23 protein-coding genes and 1 pseudogene are annotated in these 22,189 nt (G+C 71.0%); 15 read left to right on the plus strand and 9 right to left on the minus strand.

All coding sequences use genetic code 11. The features are described 5' to 3' along the window. Window position 1: 1 nt before the first annotated feature. Window positions 2-952, minus strand: coding sequence for an NADP-dependent oxidoreductase (locus ACQEV2_RS39235; RefSeq protein WP_433052997.1), 951 nt, complete (start codon window positions 950-952; stop codon window positions 2-4). A gap of 71 nt (window positions 953-1,023) precedes the next feature. Here ACQEV2_RS39235 and ACQEV2_RS39240 point away from each other — a divergent pair, with 71 nt between their 5' ends. The 7 genes and pseudogenes from ACQEV2_RS39240 to ACQEV2_RS39270 all read left to right on the plus strand — a co-directional run bounded on the left by ACQEV2_RS39240 (window position 1,024) and on the right by ACQEV2_RS39270 (window position 7,168). Beyond that, entirely contained in the window at window positions 1,024-1,998 is a 975-nt protein-coding gene (locus ACQEV2_RS39240; RefSeq protein ID WP_433053000.1) for a GlxA family transcriptional regulator, read from the plus strand. A gap of 125 nt (window positions 1,999-2,123) precedes the next feature. Beyond that, a pseudogene (locus ACQEV2_RS39245) lies at window positions 2,124-2,568 on the plus strand (hypothetical protein); the annotation flags it as partial. Window positions 2,569-2,831: 263 nt separating this feature from the next. Beyond that, window positions 2,832-4,556, plus strand: a complete 1,725-nt coding sequence (locus ACQEV2_RS39250) for an ATP-binding protein (RefSeq protein ID WP_433053003.1) — start codon at window positions 2,832-2,834, stop codon at window positions 4,554-4,556. A 3-nt stretch (window positions 4,557-4,559) separates the two neighbouring features. Further along, window positions 4,560-4,970, plus strand: coding sequence for a roadblock/LC7 domain-containing protein (locus tag ACQEV2_RS39255; protein ID WP_433053006.1), 411 nt, complete (start codon window positions 4,560-4,562; stop codon window positions 4,968-4,970). Next, the gene (locus tag ACQEV2_RS39260) at window positions 4,967-5,338 is read left to right on the plus strand and encodes a DUF742 domain-containing protein (RefSeq protein WP_433053009.1); all 372 of its coding nucleotides are present in this window, start codon (window positions 4,967-4,969) and stop codon (window positions 5,336-5,338) included. The genes ACQEV2_RS39255 and ACQEV2_RS39260 overlap by 4 nt, the downstream gene beginning before the upstream one ends. Next, complete coding sequence (locus ACQEV2_RS39265; RefSeq protein WP_433053012.1) at window positions 5,319-5,924, plus strand: GTP-binding protein; 606 nt, start codon at window positions 5,319-5,321, stop codon at window positions 5,922-5,924. The genes ACQEV2_RS39260 and ACQEV2_RS39265 overlap by 20 nt, the downstream gene beginning before the upstream one ends. Continuing rightward, on the plus strand, window positions 5,921-7,168 hold the full coding sequence (locus ACQEV2_RS39270) for a cytochrome P450 (protein ID WP_433053015.1): 1,248 nt from the start codon (window positions 5,921-5,923) through the stop codon (window positions 7,166-7,168). The genes ACQEV2_RS39265 and ACQEV2_RS39270 overlap by 4 nt, the downstream gene beginning before the upstream one ends. A gap of 60 nt (window positions 7,169-7,228) precedes the next feature. Here ACQEV2_RS39270 and ACQEV2_RS39275 read toward each other — a convergent pair whose 3' ends face one another. The 3 genes from ACQEV2_RS39275 to ACQEV2_RS39285 form a co-directional block, all read right to left on the minus strand. After that, a complete protein-coding gene (locus tag ACQEV2_RS39275) occupies window positions 7,229-8,959 on the minus strand; it encodes a hypothetical protein (RefSeq protein WP_433053018.1) in 1,731 nt (576 codons plus the stop codon). A gap of 328 nt (window positions 8,960-9,287) precedes the next feature. After that, the gene (locus ACQEV2_RS39280) at window positions 9,288-10,922 is read right to left on the minus strand and encodes an amidohydrolase (protein WP_433053021.1); all 1,635 of its coding nucleotides are present in this window, start codon (window positions 10,920-10,922) and stop codon (window positions 9,288-9,290) included. Window positions 10,923-10,953: 31 nt separating this feature from the next. Further along, window positions 10,954-12,459 carry an APC family permease gene (locus ACQEV2_RS39285; RefSeq protein ID WP_433053024.1) on the minus strand — a complete coding sequence of 502 codons (1,506 nt, stop codon included), beginning with the start codon at window positions 12,457-12,459 and terminating at the stop codon, window positions 10,954-10,956. Window positions 12,460-12,584: 125 nt separating this feature from the next. On the opposite strand from ACQEV2_RS39285, the gene ACQEV2_RS39290 reads away from it, so the two are divergent. The 3 genes from ACQEV2_RS39290 to ACQEV2_RS39300 all read left to right on the plus strand — a co-directional run bounded on the left by ACQEV2_RS39290 (window position 12,585) and on the right by ACQEV2_RS39300 (window position 14,296). Further along, window positions 12,585-13,343 carry a TetR/AcrR family transcriptional regulator gene (locus tag ACQEV2_RS39290; RefSeq protein ID WP_433053027.1) on the plus strand — a complete coding sequence of 253 codons (759 nt, stop codon included), beginning with the start codon at window positions 12,585-12,587 and terminating at the stop codon, window positions 13,341-13,343. A gap of 15 nt (window positions 13,344-13,358) precedes the next feature. Then, on the plus strand, window positions 13,359-13,823 hold the full coding sequence (locus ACQEV2_RS39295) for a pyridoxamine 5'-phosphate oxidase family protein (RefSeq protein ID WP_433053030.1): 465 nt from the start codon (window positions 13,359-13,361) through the stop codon (window positions 13,821-13,823). 80 nt (window positions 13,824-13,903) lie between these two features. Then, window positions 13,904-14,296: a VOC family protein gene (locus ACQEV2_RS39300; RefSeq protein ID WP_433053033.1), complete on the plus strand. Its 393-nt coding sequence runs from the start codon at window positions 13,904-13,906 to the stop codon at window positions 14,294-14,296. A 142-nt stretch (window positions 14,297-14,438) separates the two neighbouring features. Here ACQEV2_RS39300 and ACQEV2_RS39305 read toward each other — a convergent pair whose 3' ends face one another. Next, the gene (locus ACQEV2_RS39305) at window positions 14,439-14,744 is read right to left on the minus strand and encodes a DUF4235 domain-containing protein (RefSeq protein ID WP_433053036.1); all 306 of its coding nucleotides are present in this window, start codon (window positions 14,742-14,744) and stop codon (window positions 14,439-14,441) included. Window positions 14,745-14,761: 17 nt separating this feature from the next. Next, complete coding sequence (locus ACQEV2_RS39310; protein WP_433053039.1) at window positions 14,762-15,775, minus strand: glutathione S-transferase family protein; 1,014 nt, start codon at window positions 15,773-15,775, stop codon at window positions 14,762-14,764. A 134-nt stretch (window positions 15,776-15,909) separates the two neighbouring features. Here ACQEV2_RS39310 and ACQEV2_RS39315 point away from each other — a divergent pair, with 134 nt between their 5' ends. Further along, the gene (locus ACQEV2_RS39315) at window positions 15,910-16,881 is read left to right on the plus strand and encodes a cation diffusion facilitator family transporter (protein WP_433053042.1); all 972 of its coding nucleotides are present in this window, start codon (window positions 15,910-15,912) and stop codon (window positions 16,879-16,881) included. A 64-nt stretch (window positions 16,882-16,945) separates the two neighbouring features. Here ACQEV2_RS39315 and ACQEV2_RS39320 read toward each other — a convergent pair whose 3' ends face one another. Further along, on the minus strand, window positions 16,946-17,395 hold the full coding sequence (locus ACQEV2_RS39320; protein WP_433053044.1) for a nitroreductase family deazaflavin-dependent oxidoreductase: 450 nt from the start codon (window positions 17,393-17,395) through the stop codon (window positions 16,946-16,948). A gap of 66 nt (window positions 17,396-17,461) precedes the next feature. Next, complete coding sequence (locus ACQEV2_RS39325) at window positions 17,462-18,100, minus strand: LysE family transporter (RefSeq protein ID WP_433053047.1); 639 nt, start codon at window positions 18,098-18,100, stop codon at window positions 17,462-17,464. Window positions 18,101-18,409: 309 nt separating this feature from the next. Here ACQEV2_RS39325 and ACQEV2_RS39330 point away from each other — a divergent pair, with 309 nt between their 5' ends. Further along, window positions 18,410-19,624, plus strand: coding sequence for a cytochrome P450 (locus ACQEV2_RS39330; protein ID WP_433053050.1), 1,215 nt, complete (start codon window positions 18,410-18,412; stop codon window positions 19,622-19,624). Window positions 19,625-19,702: 78 nt separating this feature from the next. Further along, entirely contained in the window at window positions 19,703-19,903 is a 201-nt protein-coding gene (locus ACQEV2_RS39335) for a ferredoxin (RefSeq protein WP_433053053.1), read from the plus strand. A gap of 573 nt (window positions 19,904-20,476) precedes the next feature. On the opposite strand, the gene ACQEV2_RS39340 is transcribed toward ACQEV2_RS39335, so the two are convergent. After that, complete coding sequence (locus ACQEV2_RS39340; protein ID WP_433053056.1) at window positions 20,477-21,028, minus strand: TetR/AcrR family transcriptional regulator; 552 nt, start codon at window positions 21,026-21,028, stop codon at window positions 20,477-20,479. 121 nt (window positions 21,029-21,149) lie between these two features. Here ACQEV2_RS39340 and ACQEV2_RS39345 point away from each other — a divergent pair, with 121 nt between their 5' ends. Together ACQEV2_RS39345 and ACQEV2_RS39350 are read left to right on the plus strand one after the other, a co-directional pair. Further along, a complete protein-coding gene (locus ACQEV2_RS39345; protein ID WP_433053059.1) occupies window positions 21,150-21,608 on the plus strand; it encodes a nuclear transport factor 2 family protein in 459 nt (152 codons plus the stop codon). A gap of 9 nt (window positions 21,609-21,617) precedes the next feature. Continuing rightward, complete coding sequence (locus ACQEV2_RS39350) at window positions 21,618-22,136, plus strand: flavoprotein (RefSeq protein WP_433053062.1); 519 nt, start codon at window positions 21,618-21,620, stop codon at window positions 22,134-22,136. Window positions 22,137-22,189: the final 53 nt, after the last annotated feature.

The following is a 22,189-nucleotide window of genomic DNA, read 5'->3' on the forward strand; positions in this document are numbered from 1 at the left end:
GTCAGTCGACCGTCAGGACCAGCTTCCCCGTCGTCCGGCCGGTGTCGCCCAGCGCATGTGCCTCGGCGGCATCGGCCAGCGGGAAGATACCGGCGATCGTGGCGCGCAGCTTCCCCGCCTCGACCAGCTCCGCGATCGCCTGCATGCCGCTGTGCGAGGCGTCGACGAGCATCCGCAGCGCCCGGACACCGAGCCGCTCGGCCTCCTCGTAGAAGTCGTCCGAACCGACCGGCAGGATCGAGACGACGAGCCCACCGGGACGCAGCACCCGCAGCGAGCGCGTCGAGGTCTCGCCGCCGATCGTGTCCAGGACGACGTCGACGTCCTTCACGGCCTCGGCGAAGTCCGTCTCCCGGTAGTCGATCGCCTCGTCCACGCCGATTCCGCGCAGGAAGTCGTGCTTGCCCGCGCTCGCCGTGCCGATCACATACGCGCCCCGCGCCTTGGCGATCTGCACGGCCACGTGCCCGACTCCGCCGGCGGCGGCGTGGATCAGCACGCGCTGCCCGGGCTGGAGGTCGGCGTACTCGACCAGGGCCTGCCAGGCGGTGAGGGACACCAGCGGCAGCGCGCCCGCCTGAACGTGGTCGATCGAGGCCGGCTTGTGCGCGAAGGCGCGGGCCGGCGCGGTGACGTACTCGGCGTGCGAGCCGTGCCCGAACGGATAGGACAGCATGCCGAAGACCTCGTCGCCGGGCTTGAACCGGGCGACGCCGATCCCGACCGCCTCGACCACACCGGAGACGTCCCAGCCCAGGACGAAGGGCGGCTTCCCCAGGAAGCCGCCGGTCGCGCGGTGCTTCCAGTCGGTCGGGTTGACGCCCGCGGCGCGGACGCGGACCAGTACCTCGTTCGTGCGCGGGGCCGGGCGCTCGACTTCCACTTCCTTGAGGACCTCGGGGCCGCCGAGGACGTCCTGGCTGATGGCTCGCATCGTGTTCACAGTGCTCATGGTGAAACAGCCTGCCGGGAGCCGTCGCCCGGGGAAATGGCACGATGGCCAACATTCGATAGGATCGTGCCATGAGCGGAGAGCGAAGCGGCGCGCGACAGGTGGAACGGGTCGTGGTGCTGGCCCTGGACGGCGTCTACCCCTTCGAGCTGGGCATCCCCAGCCGGATCTTCGGGGCGGCCGACGGCCACTACGAGGTCCTGACCTGCAGTGTCGACGGCCGCCCAGTGCGCAGCAACGCCGACTTCACGATCGGCGTCCAGCACGGCCCGGAGATCCTCGCCACGGCCGACACCGTGGTGGTCGCCTCCATGGCCGTCCCGTACATCCCCACGGAGCTGCCGGACGAGGTCGCCGCCGCGCTCGCGCTGATCCGTCCGGACGCACGCATCGTGTCGATCTGCACCGCTGCCTTCGTCCTCGCCGCGGCGGGCCTCCTCGACGGCCGCAGGGCCACCACGCACTGGCAGGTGACCGACTGGTTCCGGCGCCGCTACCCGCACGTCGACCTGGACCCGGACGTCCTCTTCGTCCACGACGGCCGCATCCTCACCTCGGCCGGCGCCGCCTCCGGAGTCGACGTCTGCCTGCACATCGTCCGCACCGACCACGGCCATGAACTCGCCAACGCGGTGGCCCGGCGCTGCGTCGTGCCGCCTTTCCGGGACGGCGGCCAGGCCCAGTACATCGAGCAGCCGGTCCCCGAGAGCGGGGCCGCCGGCACGGCGGCCACCCGCGCCTGGGCCCTGGAGCACCTCGACGAGCCCCTCACCCTGACCGACCTCGCCGCCCACGCCCGGATGAGTCTGCGCACCTTCGCCCGCCGCTTCAACGACGAGGTCGGCCTCAGCCCCGGCCGCTGGCTGATCCAGCAGCGCGTCGCCCGCGCCCGGCATCTGCTGGAGTCCAGCGACCTGTCGGTGGACCAGATCGCCGGACAGGTCGGCTTCGCCACGGGAGCCTCCCTGCGCCAGCATCTGCATGCCGCGATCGGGGTGTCGCCGCAGGCGTACCGGCGCACGTTCCAGGCGGCTGCCGCCCGTTAGGCGCGAAGGTTCCTGCCCACCGTCGCGTCAAAGGATCAACACAGCAAAGGGAACAGGGGGGCAGGAATGCGCAGAGGGCTTGTGGCCGTGGCGGTGCTCGTGGCGACGGCGGCCATGGGATGCGCTACCGCGTGGAGCGGGAGGGGAACGGCCGCGTCCTGTTCTCCTACGACGTCGACGGGTGCACCAAGGTCGCGGTCGTCGTCGCCAAGGACCGTGAGGACCGCCCGGCTCTGGACCGACCGGAACGGCCGCCGCGTGCCGGTCACCGAGATCAGCAGCTCCGTGGGAGCGGCCCACTGCGACTGGCAGAAGGCCCACTTCCTCGAAATCGGCGAGTATCGGGAGCGCACGATGTACGCCTGCGATCCCGACGGTGTCCTCGAACCCGGCATGCTGAACGCCCCGTACGACGGCGACGTACCCATGCCCGGCGACGCGCACGACACCGGATACCGGCGCGGTGACTGGCGGTTGTGGCTGACAGATGACAAGTCGATGGCGTTTGTCCGCACGCCCGACGGTGTCGAGGCCTGGCCCCGCGTGAAGGACGGCGTCGGCTGCAAGTGAACCCTGAGTGAACCCCGGCGTCGTTTTCTCCAACTCCGCAGGTCAGTAAGGGTATTTGTCGATGTTTGTGCTCCTGGCGGAGAGTGATGGAACCCTCACTTCCGCCGAGCTGCGAGTTTGATCCTTTTGCGTTCAAACCCGATAAGCTCCCGTTCGGCGCTGCGAGTTGACTCGATCCGGATCGGTCATCTTGCGGTGCGTACTCATGAGTGCGATCGCCTTGCACACCCCCCCTTGATCGATCGTTGCCTCGAAGGATGCAGATGGAACTCGCCACTCCGCCGCCGGCGGCGCGGCCCCCTGTCGCCTGGTACAGCTGGTGGCTGATGCCACTGGCTTTAGGAGGTGGGACGGTTGCCGCCACGTTCATGAGCTCGGAGCGAATAACCGCAGGCGTCGCCGGTGTCGCGGCGACCGCGGCCAGCGCCGTGTGCGTACGCCTCCTGTTGCGTACCCGGGTGCAACTGACCAAGTCCGAGGGTGAGTTCCGCACCTCGCAGGCCGAGCACTCGCAGCAGTGGCAGCAGCATGTGGCGGGCCTGGAGCGGAAGTTCAGTGCCGAGCGCGCCGCCCTGGAGAGCCGCCTCGCCGAGCAGTCCGGCGCCTACGAGAGCCGACTGGTCGAGCAGGCCCGGGCGTACGAGGAGCGGATCGCCGAGGCGAGCACCTCCTACGAGGAGCGGATCGCCGCCCAGGCCACGTCCTACGAAGCACAGCTCGCCGACCAGGCCGAGATCTGGCAGGAGCAGCTGTCCCACCAGCTGGCCGCCGTCACCCGGCTCGCCGACGATCAACTGCCCGACGCGCTGCGCCGGTTGCGCGAGGGCGAGGCCATCGACGACGTCCTGCCGGCGGTCAACCAGTGCGCGAAGGTCAGCGCCGAACTCCAGGCCAACCTTCGCAAGGTCCTGCGTACCGCGCTGATCGGCGTCGAGGAGGAGTTCAACCGCTCCACCTCCGCCGAGCAGGCCGTGGTCGGTATCGGCAACCGTATCCACGTGCTGACCAGCAAGCTGCGCGGCCGACTGCACGAACTCCAGGGCGAGCACGGCCGGCTGCCCGCCGTCGCCCGCGGCCTGATGGAGCTCGACCAGGCGATCGGCCCCGCCGACTGTCTCGCCGCCAGCATCAGCGTCCTCGGCGGCTCGGACCGGCCCGGCCGGCAGTGGCAGGAGCCGCAGCGCCTGCTCAGCGTGGTCCGCGGCGGCATCGGCCGGATCAAGGACTTCCACCGGATCGACGTACGCCATCTGCCTGAACTCGGCGTCGACGGCGGCCTGGTGGACCACCTCACGCTGATCTTCGCGCATCTGCTGGACAATGCTGCCCGCTACTCGCCGCCCACCGAGCCGGTCCTCGTCTCCGGCAAGGAGGTCCCCAACGGTGTCGGCATCGAGATCCAGGACTCCGGCAAGGGCCTGAGCGAGGAGAAGAAGCGCGAGGCCGAGCACGCCCTCGCCGGCACCGCCCCCGGCGCGGGCCTCGGCGGCATCTCGGAGGACGCGAACATCGGTCTGCGCGTCGTCGGCATCCTGGCCCGCCGGTACGGCATCCGCGTCACCTTCGCGGACTCGCCGTGGCTGGGCACCTCGGTGGTGGTCGTGGTCCCGCACAAGTACTTCAGCCCGCTGCCCGCCGCCTCCGCCAGCCCGGCGGCGACCGCACCGACGGCCCCGGCCACCGCGTCCGCCCCGGCCCGCGAGCAGCGCGTCGCGGCGGCGGCCCCGGCCGACACCGACGACGCCGTGGACACCACGCCCGGCGGCCTGCCCCGGCGCCGCAGCAAGCGGCACGAGGCGGCACGCCACGAGCCGGCCCCGCGTCCGGAGCGGAGCGAGGAGACGACGTCCGTCTCCGCCGTTCCGCCCGACGCGTCCTTCGCCGGTCTGGCCGCCTTCGCCACCGCGGGCCGCGAGCCCGGCGAGGACGGCACGACGGGCGACGGCCGCGAGTCCACCGAGCAGCACCGCACCGAAGAGAGCGACTAGTCCATGACGCAACAGGGAACCGACGTGAGCTGGGCGCTCCGCGACCTGGTGGAGAGTATCCCGGAGATCAACTTCGCCCTCGTGGCCTCCAGTGACGGCAAGGCCATCACCGCCTTCGGCGCCGAGGACCCCGACGACGTGGACCGCTTCGCCGCCGTGGTGGCCGGACTGCAGGCGCTGGCCCAGCCGGTCGCCGAGCAGTTCCCCAAGTACGCGGGGCAGCTCAGGCTGGCGATGATCGAGGTCGACGGCGGTCACCTCTTCGTCGTACGGGCCGGTGTCGAGACCTATCTCGGCGTCCTCGCCCGGGAGGGCCTCGACCAGGGCCTGCTCGGCCATCAGATGAGGGACCTGGCGCGCAGGATGGGCGAGTTGCTCGGCACCACTCCGCGCCTGGAGGAGCACTCTGGATGAGTGCTCCCCGCCGGCCCACGGACCCGTCCGGTCTCGAGCGCTACTACGTCCTCACCAAGGGGCGCAGCGGACCGGGCGGTTCGGCGTCGAGCCTCGACGTGGCGACCCTCATCGTGTCCCTCACGACGCCCTTACCGGGCATGCAGCACGAGCACGAGGAGATCCTCCGGCGCTGCCGCGATCCGCTGTCGGTGGCCGAACTCGGTGCCCATCTCGGATTGCCCTTCAACATTCTCGCGGTGCTGCTGGCGGATCTGCTCGAGGCAGGCCGCGTCGAAGCCCGTGACCCCATCCCGGTGCACGGCGCCGGCCGCGGGCCCGACCTCGCGCTCCTTGAGGAGGTACTCAGTGGACTTGAAAGGCTTTGACCACCAGGGTGGGCCGGCCTCCGGTGGCACCCGCTCGGTGAAGGTGATGATCGCCGGCGGGTTCGGCACCGGGAAGACCACCATGGTCCGCTCGGTGAGCGACATCAAGCCGCTCACCACCGAGGAGACCCTCACCCAGGCGAGCGCCGACGTCGACCACCTGATCGGTGTGGCCGACAAGACCGAGACCACCGTCAGTCTCGACTTCGGCAAGATCAGCATCAACGACAGCCTGATGCTGTACCTGTTCGGCACCCCGGGCCAGGAGCGGTTCTGGTTCCTGTGGAACGGCCTGTTCAAGGGCGCGCTCGGCGCGGTCGTCCTGGTGGACACCCGCAGGCTCGCCTCCAGCTTCCGTGCGATCGAGGAGATGGAACGCCAGGAGGTGCCCTTCGTCATCGCCCTGAACGTCTTCCCCGACTCCAAGGAGCATCCCATCGAGGAGATACGGGACGCCCTGGACATCTCCCCCCACACCCCGATCGTGGTCTGCGACGCGCGCGACCGGGCCTCCAGCCGTGACGTACTGATCACCCTGATGCGTCACTTGAAGGAACGCTCCGCCGTCGCCCTGGAGCCCCGATGAACGACAAGAACCTCAACAGTCCCGACGCCCCCCGCGGCTGCCCGGTCGCGCACGGTTCGGCAGAACCGGTCCGGCTGTACGGGCCCGAGGCGGCGACCGACCCGCGCGGCATCTACGAGCGGCTGCGCAAGGAGCACGGCTCGGTCGCGCCGGTGCTGCTGGAGGGCGACATCCCCGCCTGGCTGGTACTGGGCTACCGGGACAGCCGGCGGGTGCTCGACAATCCCACCCAGTTCGCCCGGGACGCGCGGATCTGGCGGGACTGGCGTGAGGGCCGGATCGCGGACGACTCTCCGCTGGTTCCGATGCTCGCCTGGCGCCCCGACTGTGTGTCCCAGGACGGCGAGGCTCACCGCCGACTGCGCGGTGCCGTCAGCGACGGGCTGCAGTCCGCGGCCGGCCGCGGTGTCCGGCGCCACGCCACGCACTTCGCCAACAAGCAGATCGACGCGTTCGCGGACTCCGGCCGCGCCGATCTGGTGGCGGACTACGCCGACTATCTGCCGATGCTCGTGATCGCCCGCGTTCTGGGGCTTGCCGAGGCGGAGGGGCGTCGCCTGGTCGAGTCCTGCGCCCAGGTGATGAAGGGCGGCGAGGACGCCGTCATGCACGACGGCGTGATCAGGGAGATCTTCGGTGAACTCGCCGAGCGCAGGCGGTCCGAACCCGGCTCCGACCTCGCCACCGGCCTGCTGGAGCATCACGCGGCGCTCGACCACGACGAGGTCGTGGCCCACCTGCGCGCGGTGCTGATCGCCGCGCACGTCACGACCAACCTGCTGGCCCGGGTGCTGGAGCTGGTCCTGACCGACGTCTCCCGGCTCTCCGGGCTGATCAGCGGTCAGCTGAACATCTCGGCGGTGGTGGAGGAGGCCATGTGGAACTCTCCGCCGCTGGCCGTCCTGCCGGGGCGCTTCGCCGCCAGCGATGTCGAACTGGGCGGGCACCGCATCGAGGAGGGCGACCTGCTCGTGCTCGGTCTCGCCCCGGGCAACCTCGACCCCGAGATCCGGCCCGACCCGGGTGTCTCCGTGCACGGCAACCAGGCACACCTGGCGTTCGGCTCGGGCCCGCACGAGTGCCCCGGGCAGAACATCGGGATGGCCATCATCGAGATCGCGGTGGACGTCCTGCTGCACCGTCTGCCGGGCCTGCGCCTGGCCGTGCCGCCGGAGGAGCTGACCTCGACCGCGTCCACATGGATGTCCCAGCTGGACAGCCTGCCGGTCGAGTTCCCGGTATAGGCCCTGAGACGCCGCTGCCCGGCCGGGTCACCCGGCCGGGCAGCGGCGAGGAGTGAGGCGTCAGCCGTCGAGCCAGTCGCCTGCGAGGTCCGTGGGACGGTATCCCGTGGCGTTCCAGAGGAAATGCGGGTGGGCACAGCCGAACATGTAGGCGAGCAGTGCGATGTCCTCCCTCCCGGTCTGAGGGTCGTGCAGGGCGTAGAAGAACTCGGATCCGACTGCGCCGGAGTCTTGCTGGACATCACGAGCGCGGGCCGTGGACGGTGCGGCGCCGGCTGCCTCCACGGCGGCGATGTACGTGCGGCGCAGGATCTCCCATGTGCTGTCGGTGTTGCCGTGCCAGGGGCCGTGCAGTGCTTCGAAGGCATGGAGCTCGACGTCGAAGAGGGGCCAGGTCCCGGGGTATTCGGCTCGGCAGCGAGCGGACAGCTCGGCGGTCCGGGCGCTCAGAGTCGGCGCGGTGGGCCGCGGGGCGATGGTGAGGGTGGTGCCGTGGGTGAGGATGCCGGTGCATGCGTTGGGCTGAAGGTCGCACAGTGGGCAGTCCTGGGCCGGGGGGAGGCTCTGGGTGATGCCGTCGAACCACAGGGCGTGGCGGCCCGTGAGCCCCAACCAGACGATGGTGCTGGGCATCAGCCAGGTGTTCCACATCGGGGGATGCGCCTCGGGCAGGCAGCCGTACTTGATGAGGGCGATGGCGCTGGCAGCGTAGAGGGCCTTGGTGTGGGAGGGCATGTCGGCGAGCCAGAAGTTGCTGATCTCGCCGGTGAGGGCGTCGGCTCGTACGTCGACCATGTCGTCGACGACGCGGCACAGCAGCAGGGAGGCGAGGTGTTCTTCCTGCCAGAGTTCGGTGTCGGGCGAGACGTGCCAGAACAGGCAGTCCATCATCTGCAGGAGTGAGTAGGTGCTCTGGCTGAGTGGGTTGGTCTGGGGGAGTACGACGCTGCCCGCGTGATGCTGTTGGAGCCAGTACTCGTCCACGGATCGCTTATGGGCTGCGTAGAGTCCGCAGACGAGGGCCCGTGCGGTGTTGGTGCTGAAATTCTCGGCCAAGCGGCCTTCGATGAGCTGGGTGAGGTGCGTGGTGTCTATGGTGTCGATCACGCGCTTGTATTCGTGGAAGAGCAGGATGTCGTCCTCGAAGCGGTGGCGGTAGCCGAGGTCTCGTTCAAGGTCGTTCAGCTGCCGGGCCAGGACCCAGCCACCGGTCAGGACGCTGTCGAGTTCCCGGTGGTACGGCCAGGTCTTGACGGTGAGGGGACGACCGGCGCTCTGCCGCCAACCGTAGTCAGCCAGTGTGCGTGCGGGGGGCGAGGGCAGCCGACGGCACAGAGGGCAGGCGCAGACGGTTGCCTGCTCCTCCTCGCGCGGCGGGGTGAGCGCCCGGCTCCTCCAGGCCCCTTCCAGCATCATGCAGGTCAGTCGGCAGACCTCGATATCGGTGCTGACTTGGGGGAAGGCCGCTTCGATCACGCGCAGGCTGGCATCGAGTCGCCTCAACCTGGCGTTGCCCTCTTCGTCGGGCGGGAGGAACGCGCGCGGCGCCAGGTTGAGGGCTCCCTTCACATGCAGCGCGGTGCTGGAGTGGGGGGAGCCGAGTGCGTCCAGCCGCTGCTGAGCGGCGTTCTGGCGATCTCGGTACTCATCGGCGCACCCATTGATGTGTTGCGCGAAGAGGTGGGCCAGGGCGTTCCCCGCCTCCGTCGGCTGGAGCTGGGCGCTTGGCTGCGCCGGGAGCAAGCTGTCGGTGGATATCTCCGGACCCCCGCCTACGACTCGAGATTTCACACCGGTCTCCCTTCAAGCTGTGGTCCTGGCAACGGAATCGATCGGCCGTGGTCGTTGGCCGGTCGTGTCCGAGAAAGGGGAGCGGGTCGCCCACCTGCTGCTTCGAGGACGAACCGCCCTGTGCCCGCCCAGTTCTCGATCGCGGCATGCGTTTCCTTTCGGGAGACGGCAGCGCAAAGTCCCCCCGCCCGTGCGTGCGGGCGGTCACCTTGACCGCCCGCGCACTCGAACTGGGTTTCGTGATACGAAAGTTGAACCGGAAAGCGGTACGAGACTGCCCAGACCGTAAATGATCTACGCGTAACCGGACCGTGATGTCCGTTACTGCTCAAGCCCCTTGAGCTGCGTATACTCGCGCGCCCCCGACGTAAGTGAGAGATACACGGGTTTCCGCGATCGCCTCGACCGGCCCGTCGAACGGATCGCGGTCCAGGACCACGAGGTCCGCCAGCGCACCCGCGCGCACCTCACCCGTGTCGTCCAGGTGGTTCACATACGCCGAGCCCGCCGTGTAGGCGGCGAGCGCCTCGGCGAGTCCGATCCGTTCGCCGGGCAGGAACACCGGCGTGTCGCCGCCGTCCGGTGCCACGCGGTTGACCGCGACGTGGATTCCCTGGAGCGGGTCCGGGCTGCTCACGGGCCAGTCGCTGCCGGCCGCGAGCCGGGCGCCGGAGCGCAGCAGGGCACGGAACGGGTACTGCCACGCGGCCCGTTCGGGCCCCAGGAAGGGGATCGTCAGCTCGTCCATCTGCGGTTCGTGCGCGGCCCACAGCGGCTGGATGTTCGCCGTCGCCCCGAGTTGGGCGAAGCGCGGCACGTCGGTGGGGTGGACGACCTGGAGATGGGCCAGGTGGGGCCGCGTGTCGCTCGGCCCGTTCGCGGCCCGCGCGGCCTCGATCGCGTCCAGCGCCTCCCGTACGGCCCGGTCGCCCAGCGCGTGGAAGTGGCACTGGAAGCCGAGCGCGTCCAACTCCGTGACGTACTTGGGCAGTTGAGTGGCGTCGATGAATGCGGTGCCCCGGTTGGCGGTGGCGCAGCCGCACTTGTCGAGGTAGGGGTCCAGCAGTGCCGCCGTGCCGGTCTCGGCGACACCGTCCAGCATCAGCTTCACACTGCCCGCACGGAAGCGGCCGTGGCTCAACGCCGCGCGCCGCTCGGCCAGTTCGGGAATCTGCTCCGAGCCGCGCTCCCGGTCCCACCACAGCGCGCCGACGACACGCGCGGTCAGCGAACCGTCCCGCGCTGCCGCCAGATACGCCTCCGACGGGTCGTCCATGCCGAGGAACTCCCCGACCAGCGCGTCCTGCCAAGCGGTGATGCCCAGCGCGTGCAGATGCCGCTGGGCGTGCAGCAGGGCCGCCACGCGGTCGGCCGGTGCGGCCGGCGGGGTGAGCCGTCCCACGAGCTGCATCGCCCCCTCCTGCAGGGTGCCGCTCGGCGCGCCGGAGGCGTCCCGGTCGATCCGCCCGTCGGCCGGGTCGGGCGTGTCGCGCGTGATGCCCGCGAGGGCGAGGGCACGGCTGTTGACCCAGGCGCCGTGATGGTCACGGTTGGGCAGATACACCGGCCGGTCGGGCACCAGCGCGTCCAGCAGCTCCTTCGTCGGCGTACCGCCCTCGAAGGCCTCCATCGACCAGCCGCCGCCCGTGATCCACTCCCGCTCGGGGTGCGCGTCGGCGTACGCCCGCACCGCGGCGAGCGTCTCGTCCGCCGTCCGCGCTCCCGTCAGGTCGCACTGGGTCAGCTCCAGCCCCGCCGGCACCGGATGCACGTGCGCGTCCTGGAAGCCGGGCAGCAGCAGCCGTCCCGCGAGGTCCACCACCTCGGTCCGCGGTCCGGCGAGATCGTGCACCTCCTCCCGTCCTACGGCCGTGATGCGGTCGCCAGTGACGGCCACGGCGGTCGCGGTGCGGCCCTCGGGCGTGAGGACGGGGCCGCCGGTGAAGAGGAGATCTGCGTGCATGGTCCGTTTCCTGGTAGGGGGTTGAGGGGGGCTATCGGGAGGTCGCGAGAAGCTGGGGCGCGTCGGCGTCGGTGCCCTTGCCGGTGCGGAAGTACGGCGACCTGCGCACCCACCTGGCCCACGCGGCGGCGACGAAGCCGGACGCGATCATCGCCAGGGGAGTGACGAGCAGGAACCAGCCGTTGTCGGCGCTGGCTTCGAAGTGATCGGCGGAGGTGGCGAACGACCAGCCGAGGTAGCCGCCGAGGCCGAGCAGGACCGCGGCACTCAGCGCGGGCAACACCACCGCCCTGACGCCTTGCCGCCAGTCCTCGCGCAGCAGCGAGCGGAACCGCACCGCCGCCGCGATGGCCGTGAGGGCGTACGAGAGGGCGACGACGATGCCCACGGCGCTCACCGTCGCCATGATCATGTCGGCCAGTCGCGGGATGACCAGCGCGAGCGCCGCGACCATGGCCGCCAGCGTGCCGATCAGCACCGTGCCGGCGGCCGGAGTCCCGTACCGGGGGCTGACCTTGGACCACACCGGGCCGAGCGTACGGTCCCGGCTCATCGCGAACATCGCCCGGGCCGTGGGGATCACGCCGGCCTGCAGCGACGCGACGGCCGAGAACATCAGGGCGATCAGGGGGAGCGCCGCCCACGGCTGGGATGCCAGGCGCTCGCCGAAGAAGGCCAGGCCCTCGGCACCGTGGCCGACCAACTCCTCCTCGGACAGGACGCGTTGGAAGGCCACCGAGCCGAGCAGGAACAGCGCCAGCATGGTGAACAGGGTGGTGATCCCGGCCCGGGACGCGTCGCGCGGGTCGCGCACCTCCTCGTTGACGCTGAACGCCGACTCGAAGCCCCAGTAGCAGAACACGGACAGGAGCAGCCCCTGTGCGAGCGCCGTCGCCGACGGGATCGCGAACGGGTCGAACCAGCTCAGGCTGAAGTCGTGCGGGCCGGTGACGATGCCGTAGCCGCAGAAGCCCAGCAGGACGACGTACTCGAAGACCAGCAGCCCGGCCTGGAGCCGCGCGGCGGTGCGGATGCCGGTCACGGCGGTCAGCGTGACCGCCACCAGCACCAGGATGCCGACGGCCGTCGTCTGCGCGGTGGAACCCGGGTCCAGCGCGAGGCCGCCCACGCGGTGCAGCCCGGCGTCCCCCGCCAGCTGCAGCAGGGCGGAGCCGGTCACCGCCGTGGTGTACGCGAGGAACGCCACCACGGCCACGATGTTCACCCAGCCGACCATGAAGCCCAGCCAGGGCGTCAGCGAACGGCCCACCCACACATAGCCGTTGCCCGCGTTGGGCTCGACCTTGTTGAGCCGGGAGTAGGCGCCCGCGATGCCCAGGACCGGCAGGAACGCCAGCAGCATGATCGCCGGCAGGTGCAGGCCGACCACCCCGGCCGTCACACCGAGGCCGATGCCGATGCTGGTGGTCGCGGCGGTGCTGGAGGCGGCGATGGCGACGCCGTCCAGGACACCGAGCGACTTGCGCAGCTCGGGCCGCGCTGGCGGGTCGACGCTGGGGGACTGCTTGTCGGACATGGCCCGTCTCCGCTCGCACCGGGGGCCTGGGCGGCCCCGATGAGCGGACATGAAACTGTCCGGGAGGTTAACAGGTCAACGGTGTTGTCATAAGGTGCGGGGACCTGGCCCGAGGGAGGCAGTCCATGAGCGAGCGCGTCGTCCCGCCCGCCGCCCGGCAGCGCAGGCGCCCCACCAAGCAGGGCGTCGTCCTGTCCGAGGAGCTGATCGTCGAGACGGCCCTCAGACTGATCGAGGAGCACGGCGCCGACGCCCTCTCGGTGCGCCGCCTCGGCCGAGCCCTCGGCGCCGACCCCAGCTCGCTGTACCGGTACTTCCGGCACACCGACGACCTGATGCTGGCCATCGCCGACGAGCTCATCGGCCGTACGCTGCGCACCTGGCGCCCCACCGGCGACTGGCGCGCCGACCTGCGCGACCTCGGCCTGCGGATGCACGCGGGGGCCCTGGCACACCCGCGGGCGGCCGTGCTCAGCTCCTACCGGGTGACCGGGCGGGCGTACGAGATCCAGGCCGTCGAGACCATCCTCGGCGTGCTGCGCCGCGCCGGTTTCCCCGACGCCGAGGCGGTGCGGATCTACCACGCGTTCGTCGACCAGGCCCTCGCCCACGGCGCCCTCGACTCGGCGAGCGCGGCGATGCCGAAGGCCGCACGGCAGGCGGAGGCGGCCGTCTGGCGCGCGACGTACGCGCGACTGCCCGCCGACACCCACCCGCACATCGCCGCCACGGCCCGCCATCTCGTGGCCGAGATGACTCACAGTTCGTATCCGGCGGCCCTGGACCTGCTGCTCAGCGCCGCATCGGCTCGGCTGGCGGAGATCGGGCCCCGGGACGGGCACCCGACGGTCACACTGGACCCGTCCGTCAACACCGCCCCGTGAGGAGGCCGTTCGCCGATGACCACGCCGCCCGCACGCTCCGCCGAGCAGCGCAAGAAGGACACCCTGCACCGTCTGGAGCACGACGAGGACGCGTGGGTCGCCACGGCCGAGGTCGACGGGGGCGTGCCGTATCTCGTCCCGCTGTCGTTCCTCTGGGATGGCTCGACCCTGCTGCTGGCCACGCCGGCCAACAGCCCGACGGGCCGGAACCTGAGGACGACCGGCAGAGCGCGCCTCGGCATCGGACCGACCCGCGACGTCGTCATGATCGAGGGCACGGTCGACACGCTCGCCCCCTCCCAGCTGCCCGAAGGCGAGGCCGACCGCTTCGCGGCCAAAACCGGCTTCGACCCGCGCCAACTCCGTACGCCCTACCTGTACTTCCGCGTCCGTCCGCACCGGGTGCAGGCCTGGCGCGAGGCCGACGAACTGGACGGGCGGGAGCTGATGCGGGACGGAGCGTGGCTGGTCGCGGACTGAAACGGCCTGGCCGGGACACCCGGAGGGATACAGGGCGGCGGGGCAGGACCGTCCCGCGCCCCGGACCCTTCGGAGGAGTCATGCCACTGGTGAAAGCGGGCTTCGTGGTGCTCGACTGTGCCGAGCCGGAGAAGCTCGCCGTGTTCTACCGGGAACTGCTGGAGGCCGAGCAGACGGAGGCGACCGCCAACCGTGTGGAGATCAGGGGCGCCGACGGCACCCGGCTCGCCTTCCGCCGCGACATGAACGCCACCCCGCCGAGCTGGCCGCGTCCCGAGAACTCCCTCCAGGCCCACCTCGACTTCGTCGTGGAGGACCTGGACGAGGCGGAACGCAGGATCGTCGGGCTCGGCGGCCGGCCCATGGACGCGAAGGACGCCCCCGGCCCCTACGAGGAACGCGGCTACGCCGACCCGGCCGGCCACTCCTTCACCCTGCGCCGCGTCGCCCCCACGGCGCCGAAGCAGGGCTGAACCCCTCGGTTCCGGCCGGGGCCCGGGGCCCCGAGGGGGGTTCAGCTGGGGCGCAGGGCTCCGAAGGCTCCGGCCGGAGCGCTGGGCTCCCAAGGCTCCGGCCGGTGCCCCGAAGGCTCCGGCCGGTCTCCCACACGTGCTCTCAGTCCCGCCCGCCCTTCTCGCCGCCCGGCCACACACCCGTCGAGCGCTCGATGGCCTTCGCGCCCGTGCGGTCCGCCAAGCTGCGCGCCACCGCGAAAATAGCGCCCTGGATCGCCGCCGCCAGCAGGATCTCCCCCCAGCCGCGGTCCCGGTCCAGCGCGTCGGGGGCGTCCTCCTCGTGCCGTACCGCCATCCACGTCTTGCGGAAGGCGAGCCCCGCCAGCCAGCCGCTCGACCAGCCGAGTGCGAATCCCAGGGGCTTGTAGGCGAGGGGGAGTTTCAGCTTCTTGGTCTTCTTGGACACGTGCGCCTCCTTGGTAGTCAGGGCCGCCCCTGAGCGGGGACTTCCTCGGTCTGCGGAACCGGTCCGGGCGGTGTCCCGTCACCGAACGGCCTGCCGCCCAGCTCCTCCCGGCCGTGCGGCGTGAGCCAGCCCGACAGATCAGGCCCGAGGGGGACGATGCCGGTCGGGTTGATGCCCCTGTGCACCCGGTAGTAGTGCCGCTTGATGTGGTCGAAGTCGACGGTGTCACCGAATCCCGGCGTCTGATAAAGGTCGCGGGCGTACGCCCACAGGACCTGATTCTCCGTCAGCTTCCAGCGATTGCACTTGAAGTGGCCGTGATACACGGCGTCGAAGCGGACCAGCGTGGTGAACAGCCGGATGTCGGCCTCGGTGATCGTGTCGCCGACCAGGTACCGCTGTCCGGACAGCCGCTCCGCCAGCAGCTCCAGGCGCCGGAAGAGCCGCGCGCACGCCCCCTCGTACTCCTCCTGGCCGGTGGCGAAACCCGCCCGGTACACACCGTTGTTCACGTCCTCGAAGACGTCCGCCATGACGGCGTCGATTTCGTCGCGCAGCGCCTCCGGGTAGAGATCGGGCGCCCCGTCGCGGTGCAGGGCAGTCCACTCGGTGGCGAGGTCGAGCGTGATCCGCTGGTAGTCGTTGGTGACGAGTTCGCCGCTGGGCACGTCCACGAGCGCGGGCACGCTGACGCCGCCCGGGTAGTCCGTCTCCCGCCGGTCGTAGGCCTCGCTGAGGAAACGGATGCCGAGCACCGGATCGCGGTCGTCCGGGTCCAGGGTGAAGCGCCAGCTGCGGTCGTCCTGGATCGGGTCGGCGATCGCCATCGACAAGGCGTCCTCCAGGCCGAGCAGCCGCCGCGAGATCACCGCCCGGCTCGCCCACGGACAGGCACGGCTGACCACCAGCCGGTAGCGGCCCGCCTCCACCGGCCAACCGTCCCGGCCGTCCGCGGTGATCCGGTCCGTGAAGTGGGCCTTCGACCGCTGGAACGACTTCCGGCCGTAGGCGGTGTTGCCCCCGCCGCTCATGACCGCGCTCCTTTCCGCCCCACGCTCTCTGCCGTACACCGTGTTCCCCGAACTCGGTTCCCCGATCTCACGGGTCCCCCGTTTTGCGCCGACCGCACGGTGTGATCCGCACCGACCGGGGCAGTCGGTGACAGGTGAGCCGGACGACCGAGGAACCGAAGACCGACCGAAGGACCCGCGTCACCGTCCTGGTGGCCCTCGCGGCCAACCTCGTCATCGCCGTCGCCAAGGCGGTCGGCGGCGTTGTCGCCCAGTCACCCGCACTGCTGTCGGAGGCGGCGCACTCCGTCGCGGACAGCATGAACGAGGTGTTCCTGCTGGCCGCGCTGCGCCGCAGCCGCCGCCCCGCCGACGCCCGTCATCCCTTCGGCTACGGCAAGGAACGCTTCTTCTGGTCGCTGCTCGCGGCCGTCGGCATTTTCGTGATGGGCGGCTGTTTCTCCTTCTTCCAGGGCTTCGACGCGCTGCACGGCGGCAGCGAGGAGAAGTTCGGCGGCTATGTGGCGGGCATCGTCGTGCTCGGGGTCGCCTTCCTCGCCGAGGGCCTGTCACTCGTCCGGGCACTGCACCAGGTCCGCCGGGAGGGCGGCCTCGCGAGCGGTCTGCGCGACCCGGCCCTGCGCACGGTCCTCGCCGAGGACGCCACGGCGGTGCTGGGCGTGACCCTGGCCATGACCGGCATGGTGCTGCACATGGTCACCGGGCAGGTCGTGTGGGAGGCGTCCGCCTCACTGGCGATCGGCGTGCTCCTGGTCTACGTCGCCTACCGACTGGGACGCGACGCCCGCGACCAGCTCATCGGGCAGGCCGCCGACCCCGAGGCGGACGCCCGGATCCGTGCCCTGCTGCAGGCGCAGCCGGAGATCGACAGCGTGGAGGCGCTGTTCACGATGAAGACGGGCCTGGAGACCGCCCTGGTGGCGGCCCGGGTCGATCTGGTGCCCGGCCTCGACAGCGAACAGGTCGAAGAGGTCGCCGTCCGCATCAAGCGGTCCATCGGCCACACCGTCGCCGAGGCGGACCAGATCTTCCTCGACGTCACGGAACGCTCCGCGCGCGAGGCAGAGGGAAGCCCCGCCGCGACGGGGGAGCGCGGCGGGGCCTGACGCACGTGTGCCCGGCGAACACCGGTTCATGCGTCCCGGGGAGAAAAAGTTTTCGGAGCCTCGGTCAGTCCCCGTCGAACGGCTCCAGCACGAAGACCGGGATCACCCGCTCCGTCTTCTTCTGGTAGTCCGCGTACGCCGGATACGCCGCGACGGCACGCTCCCACCACTCGGCCTTCTCCGCGCCGGTGACCTCGCGGGCCTTCATGTCCCGCTTCACGGGCCCGTCCTGGAGCTCCACATGCGGATCGGCCTTGACGTTGTGGTACCAGACAGGATGCTGGGGCGCGCCGCCCAGCGAGGCCACCGCGGCATAACGTCCCTCGTGCTCGACCCGCATCAGCGGCGTCTTGCGGATCTTGCCGCTCCTGGCGCCTCGCGTCGTGAGCAGGATCACCGGCATCCCGGTGTTCATGAGGGTCGTGCCCTGGGTGCCGCCGGAGCTCTCGTACAACTCCACCTGGTCGCGTACCCATTTGGTCGGGCTGGGCTCGTACTCGCCTTCAAGAGGCATGGCATCGGTCCCATCGTCGTGTCGGTGCTGACGGACAGCGCTCTTCAACACCGGCAGGCGCCGGATTCATCCTGCCGCCGGCTGCACCAGCATCCTTACGGCCAACGCCAGGATCACCCCACTCGACACCAGCGCCGTCACCAACCGCCCCCGATGCCCCGTCAGCACCCGCCCCAGCAGCGCCCCGCCGCCGACGAGCAGCAGCTGCCAGCTCGCCGACGCGGCGAACGCGGCCAGCACGAACACGCCCTGCTCCAGGAGCGGTACGGCGTCCGTCGCGCGGGTGCCGAGGACGAGGGCCGCGAAGTAGATCACGGTGGTCGGGTTGAGCAGCGTGATGCCGAGCAGCGCCAGATAGGCGCGCGCCGGGCCCGGGGGAGGGGGCGTGGAGCGGGTGGCGAGGCGGTGGTCGCGGTAGTGGCGTACGGCGGTGACCGCGCCGCGTACCGCGAGGGCCGCCAGCACCAGGGCGGACGCCCAGCGCAGCGGCACCAGCATCGGACGCAGCGCGGCGGCGAGTGCTGAGCCGCCGAGGGTGGCGACGAGGGCGTAGAGCCCGTCGGCGGTCGCGACGCCGAGCGCGGCGCAGACCCCGGTCCGCAGGGACGTACGGGCGGTGAGGGAGACGAGGTAGGTCGCGACCGCGCCGACCGGGACGGCGATGCCGTAGCCCGCGAGCAGCCCCGCGACGAGCGCGGCGGTCACGACGTGGGAAGCGTCGGACTCCACGGTCGGCCGGGCTGCTGCTGGGACCGCGCGGCGACAACGGCGACGGTCGGCGGCAGGAAGGCGGTGGTCGTAGACATGGCCGGATTCTGCGGGGGGCGGCTGCCCGCCGACAAGCGAATTTCGCGGGACGACGGGTCTCCTGCTCCCCGCGCCCGGACTCCTGTGCGACGTTCTCCGGCCATATTGCCGGAGCGCCCGATCTGGCCGAACTTCGCGTCGCCCATTAGGTGCCCCAGGCATCTAATGAAGATCGGCACGACGCACTCTTCGTCTGCGAGGTCTTCCATGACGGACATGACGGAATCGCACACCGTCGCCTTCCCTCAGAACCGCACCTGTCCTCCGTACCACCCGCCCACGGCCTACGACCCCCTGCGCGACTCCCGCCCGCTGGCCCGCATCACCCTGTACGACGGCCGCCCGGCCTGGCTGGTCACCGGCCACTCTCTCGCCCGCACCCTGCTGGCCGACCCGCGGCTGTCCTCCGATCGCACCCGGCCCGACTTCCCCTCGCCCACCGCGCGGTTCGCGGGGCTCCGCAACCGCAAGGGCGCGCTGCTGGGCACCGACGACCCCGAACACCGCGTCCAGCGGCGGATGATGGTCCCCAGTTTCACCCTCAGGCGTGCGGCCGAGCTGCGCCCGCAGATCCAGCGGATCGTGGACGAGCGGCTGGACGCGATGATCGATCGGGGGGCGCCCGCCGAGCTGGTGAGAGCCTTCGCCCTGCCGGTGCCCTCGATGGTCATCTGTGCCCTGCTGGGCGTCCCCTATGAGGACCACGAGTTCTTCGAGGGGCAGTCACGGAGTCTTCTGCGCGGCCCCACGGCCGCCGACACCATGGACGCCCGCGACCGGCTGGACGCCTACTTCGCCGAGCTGATCGACCGGAAACAGAAAGAGCCGGAGCCCGGCGACGGGGTCCTGGACGAACTCGTCCACCAGCAGCTGCGCGACGGCGAGCTGGACCAGGAGGAGGTCATCGCCCTCGCGACCATTCTGCTGGTCGCCGGGCATGAGACGACCGCCAACATGATCTCCCTCGGCACCTTCACCCTTCTCCAACACCCCGACCGCCTGGCCGAGTTGCGCGCGAATCCGGGGCTGCTGCCCGCCGCCGTCGAGGAGCTCATGCGGATGCTGTCGATCGCCGACGGGCTGCTGCGGGTCGCTGCCGAGGACATCGAGGTGGAGGGGGCGGTGACGATCCGGGCCGGCGAGGGAGTGCTCTTCGCGACCTCCGTCATCAACCGCGACGAGTCCGTCTACGCCGACCCCGACATCCTGGACTGGCGCCGCCCGGCCCGCCACCACGTCGCCTTCGGTTTCGGCATCCACCAGTGCCTCGGCCAGAACCTGGCCCGCGCCGAGCTGGAGATCGCCCTGCACGCCCTCTTCACCCGGCTGCCGACCCTGCGCCTGGCCGTCCCGGCGGAGGAAATCCCTTTCAAACCCGGCGACACGATCCAGGGGATGCTGGAACTCCCCGTGACCTGGTAAGAGGCTCCGGTCATGGACAACAAAACGAATGAAACAAGCAAAACGCATGAAACCGGCGAGAACCGCGAAGCGTCGGACATGCGCATCGACATCGACCACGACCTCTGCATCGGTGCCGGCCAGTGCGCCCTCGCCGCCCCGTCCGTCTTCACCCAGGACGACGACGGCTTCAGCGCCCTGATCCCCGGCCGGGAGGACGGCGGCGGCGACCCGATGGTGCGGGAGGCCGCCCGGGCCTGTCCGGTCAGCGCCATCACCGTGTCCGAGACGGGGAGCTGACGCCGGGCACGTCGAGCACCGCCAGGCCGAGGGTGCGCAGCCGGGCGGGGCGGCGATCACCTCGTAGGAGCTGATCCGCCCGCCTTCCACGGTGACGGTGACGGCGGACAGCAGCCGTCCGCGAGGGGCGACGACCAAGCCCGCGTCGTCGCCCACGAGCGCCGTCACCGCGAACCGCGCCCGGTTGCGCAGAAGCACCGTGCCCTCAGCCACCGCCCACGCACCCCGCAGCCCCGCCGCCACGCCCGGCGGCAGGGAGGCGGGGGCGGCCCGGCGCACGATGTCGGGGGCCGGCAGATCGAGCAGCGCGCCCAGGTCACCGCCCGCGCGGCGGCAAGGAACGCCTCGACGACCTGCTGGTGCCGGTGCCGGTCCAGCTCGGCGCCCGCACCGCGGCCGGGCCCCGCACCTTGCGCCGGGCCCGGCCGGCGAGCTTCTCCGGACGCCGTACCTGAGGGCATGCTTCGCCCACCTCGGCGTGACGCCGTAGCACCTCCACCTCGTCGCCGCCGAGCTGACCCGCATGGACGCCCTGCCCCGACTCGCCGGTCCGGAGCCCGTCGCGGCCCGACCTCAGCGCGTCGCCAGCAGCGCCCGCGCCGCCTCTCGAGCCTCGGCCGCCGGCCGCGCATCGCCCGTGATGCCCGCCGTGACCATGGCGCCCTCGGCCAGCAGATACAGCGGCCCGGTGAGCGCGTCGGGCAGTCCCGCCCCGGCCACCAGTGAGGCGAGCTGGTCGCGGAACGCCCGCTTGTGCGCCCGTACCTGGTCCGCCACCCGGTCCGAGCGGGCGCCCAGCTCGCCGTACGCGTTGATCCAGGCGCAGCCGCGGAAGTCCTCCTCGCGGAACCACTCCTCCAGCCAGTCGAAGACGGCCAGGATCCGCCGCTCGGGGTCGGCCTGCCGCTCCACATGCGCCGCGAGCCGTCCGCGCCAGCGCACGTCGCGTCGCTCCAGATACGCCTCGACCAGCTGCTCCTTCGCCGGGAAGAGCTGATAGAGCCGCTTGAGCGAGACCCCGGACGCGCCCCGGATGTCGTCCATGCCGACGGACTGGATGCCGCGCCCGTAGAACAGCCTCTCCGCGGCGTCCAGTGCTTGCTCCCGGGCGGTTGCGCTGTCCATGGACGACCTCTCCTTGACGCGAGAACGAGCATTCTCCTACGGTAGCAGGCGAGCGGAGAACGCTCGTTCTCCGATGTTCTTGCCGCTGTTCTTGCCGCTGTCCCGCCAACCGGAGGACGCCATGACCCACCGCCCGCCCCTGCCGCCGTTCACGCGTGAGACCGCCGCACAGAAGGTGCAGGCCGCCGAAGACGCCTGGAACACCCGCGACCCGCACAAGGTGGCGCTCGCCTACTCGCAGGACTCGGTGTGGCGCAACCGCGACACCTTCGTCACCGGGCGCGCCGAGATCGTCGAGTTCCTCACCGCGAAGTGGGCGCGCGAACAGGAATACGCGCTGCGCAAGGACTTGTGGGCCTTCGACGGCAACCGCATCGCGGTCCGCTTCCAGTACGAGTGCCGGGACACCGAAGGGCAGTGGTGGCGGTCGTACGGCAACGAGTTGTGGGAGTTCGACGAGCACGGGCTGATGACCCGGCGCGAGGCGAGCATCAACGACGTGGCGATCGAGGAGAAGGAGCGCCGGATCCACGGCCCGCGGCCCGAGGCGGAGCGGGGAGCGTCCTTCCCGCTTCAGTAGGGTTCCGGCGTGACCGAACAGGACGAGACACCGCCCTTCCTCTACGTCGTCGTCTGCGCCGCCGGCATCGCCGCGGACGTCGGCAAGCTGATCACCGCCGCCCAGGAACGGGAGTGGCAGGTCGGGGTCATCGCGACGCCGACGGCCATGAACGGCTTCTTCGACACGGCCGCCGTGGAGGCGCAGACGGGGTATCCGATCCGCTCCGCCTGGCGCCGCCCGGGCGACCCGCGGCCCTTCCCGGAGCCGGACGCGGTCGTGGTCGCCCCGGCCACGTTCAACACGATCAACAAGTGGGCGGCCGGCATCGCCGACACCCTCGCCGTGGCGACGCTGTGCGAGGTGTCCGGCCAGGGCATCCCGATCGGCGTCCTGACCTGCGTCTCCGACGCGCTGGCCGGCCATCCCGCCTATCAGGACAGTCTGATACGGCTGCGGGGGATGGGTGTGCGGTTCGGTTATCCGTACCAGGGCGCGGAGGGCGAGGAGTTCGGGTGGGAGCGCGCGCTGGATCTGGTGGGACGGTGACGCCCTCCCGGCAGGGGATCGCGGGCCACCAGCGGCCGGGACGGGATCGTCAG

This window comes from Streptomyces sp. CA-251387 (genome assembly GCF_050936625.1).
Lineage (GTDB): Bacteria > Actinomycetota > Actinomycetes > Streptomycetales > Streptomycetaceae > Streptomyces.

What these genes read in the sequence shown, in the direction of transcription:
- ACQEV2_RS39340 (WP_433053056.1), bottom strand. Translation starts at nt 21,028, where the DNA reads ATGGACAGCGCAACCGCCCGGGAGCAAGCACTGGACGCCGCGGAGAGG.
- ACQEV2_RS39295 (WP_433053030.1), top strand. Translation starts at nt 13,359, where the DNA reads ATGACCACGCCGCCCGCACGCTCCGCCGAGCAGCGCAAGAAGGACACC.
- ACQEV2_RS39250 (WP_433053003.1), top strand. Translation starts at nt 2,832, where the DNA reads ATGGAACTCGCCACTCCGCCGCCGGCGGCGCGGCCCCCTGTCGCCTGG.
- ACQEV2_RS39290 (WP_433053027.1), top strand. Translation starts at nt 12,585, where the DNA reads ATGAGCGAGCGCGTCGTCCCGCCCGCCGCCCGGCAGCGCAGGCGCCCC.
- ACQEV2_RS39260 (WP_433053009.1), top strand. Translation starts at nt 4,967, where the DNA reads ATGAGTGCTCCCCGCCGGCCCACGGACCCGTCCGGTCTCGAGCGCTAC.
- ACQEV2_RS39255 (WP_433053006.1), top strand. Translation starts at nt 4,560, where the DNA reads ATGACGCAACAGGGAACCGACGTGAGCTGGGCGCTCCGCGACCTGGTG.
- ACQEV2_RS39240 (WP_433053000.1), top strand. Translation starts at nt 1,024, where the DNA reads ATGAGCGGAGAGCGAAGCGGCGCGCGACAGGTGGAACGGGTCGTGGTG.
- ACQEV2_RS39235 (WP_433052997.1), bottom strand. Translation starts at nt 952, where the DNA reads ATGAGCACTGTGAACACGATGCGAGCCATCAGCCAGGACGTCCTCGGC.
- ACQEV2_RS39285 (WP_433053024.1), bottom strand. Translation starts at nt 12,459, where the DNA reads ATGTCCGACAAGCAGTCCCCCAGCGTCGACCCGCCAGCGCGGCCCGAG.
- ACQEV2_RS39345 (WP_433053059.1), top strand. Translation starts at nt 21,150, where the DNA reads ATGACCCACCGCCCGCCCCTGCCGCCGTTCACGCGTGAGACCGCCGCA.
- ACQEV2_RS39335 (WP_433053053.1), top strand. Translation starts at nt 19,703, where the DNA reads ATGCGCATCGACATCGACCACGACCTCTGCATCGGTGCCGGCCAGTGC.
- ACQEV2_RS39270 (WP_433053015.1), top strand. Translation starts at nt 5,921, where the DNA reads ATGAACGACAAGAACCTCAACAGTCCCGACGCCCCCCGCGGCTGCCCG.
- ACQEV2_RS39330 (WP_433053050.1), top strand. Translation starts at nt 18,410, where the DNA reads ATGACGGACATGACGGAATCGCACACCGTCGCCTTCCCTCAGAACCGC.
- ACQEV2_RS39320 (WP_433053044.1), bottom strand. Translation starts at nt 17,395, where the DNA reads ATGCCTCTTGAAGGCGAGTACGAGCCCAGCCCGACCAAATGGGTACGC.
- ACQEV2_RS39280 (WP_433053021.1), bottom strand. Translation starts at nt 10,922, where the DNA reads ATGCACGCAGATCTCCTCTTCACCGGCGGCCCCGTCCTCACGCCCGAG.
- ACQEV2_RS39300 (WP_433053033.1), top strand. Translation starts at nt 13,904, where the DNA reads ATGCCACTGGTGAAAGCGGGCTTCGTGGTGCTCGACTGTGCCGAGCCG.
- ACQEV2_RS39310 (WP_433053039.1), bottom strand. Translation starts at nt 15,775, where the DNA reads ATGAGCGGCGGGGGCAACACCGCCTACGGCCGGAAGTCGTTCCAGCGG.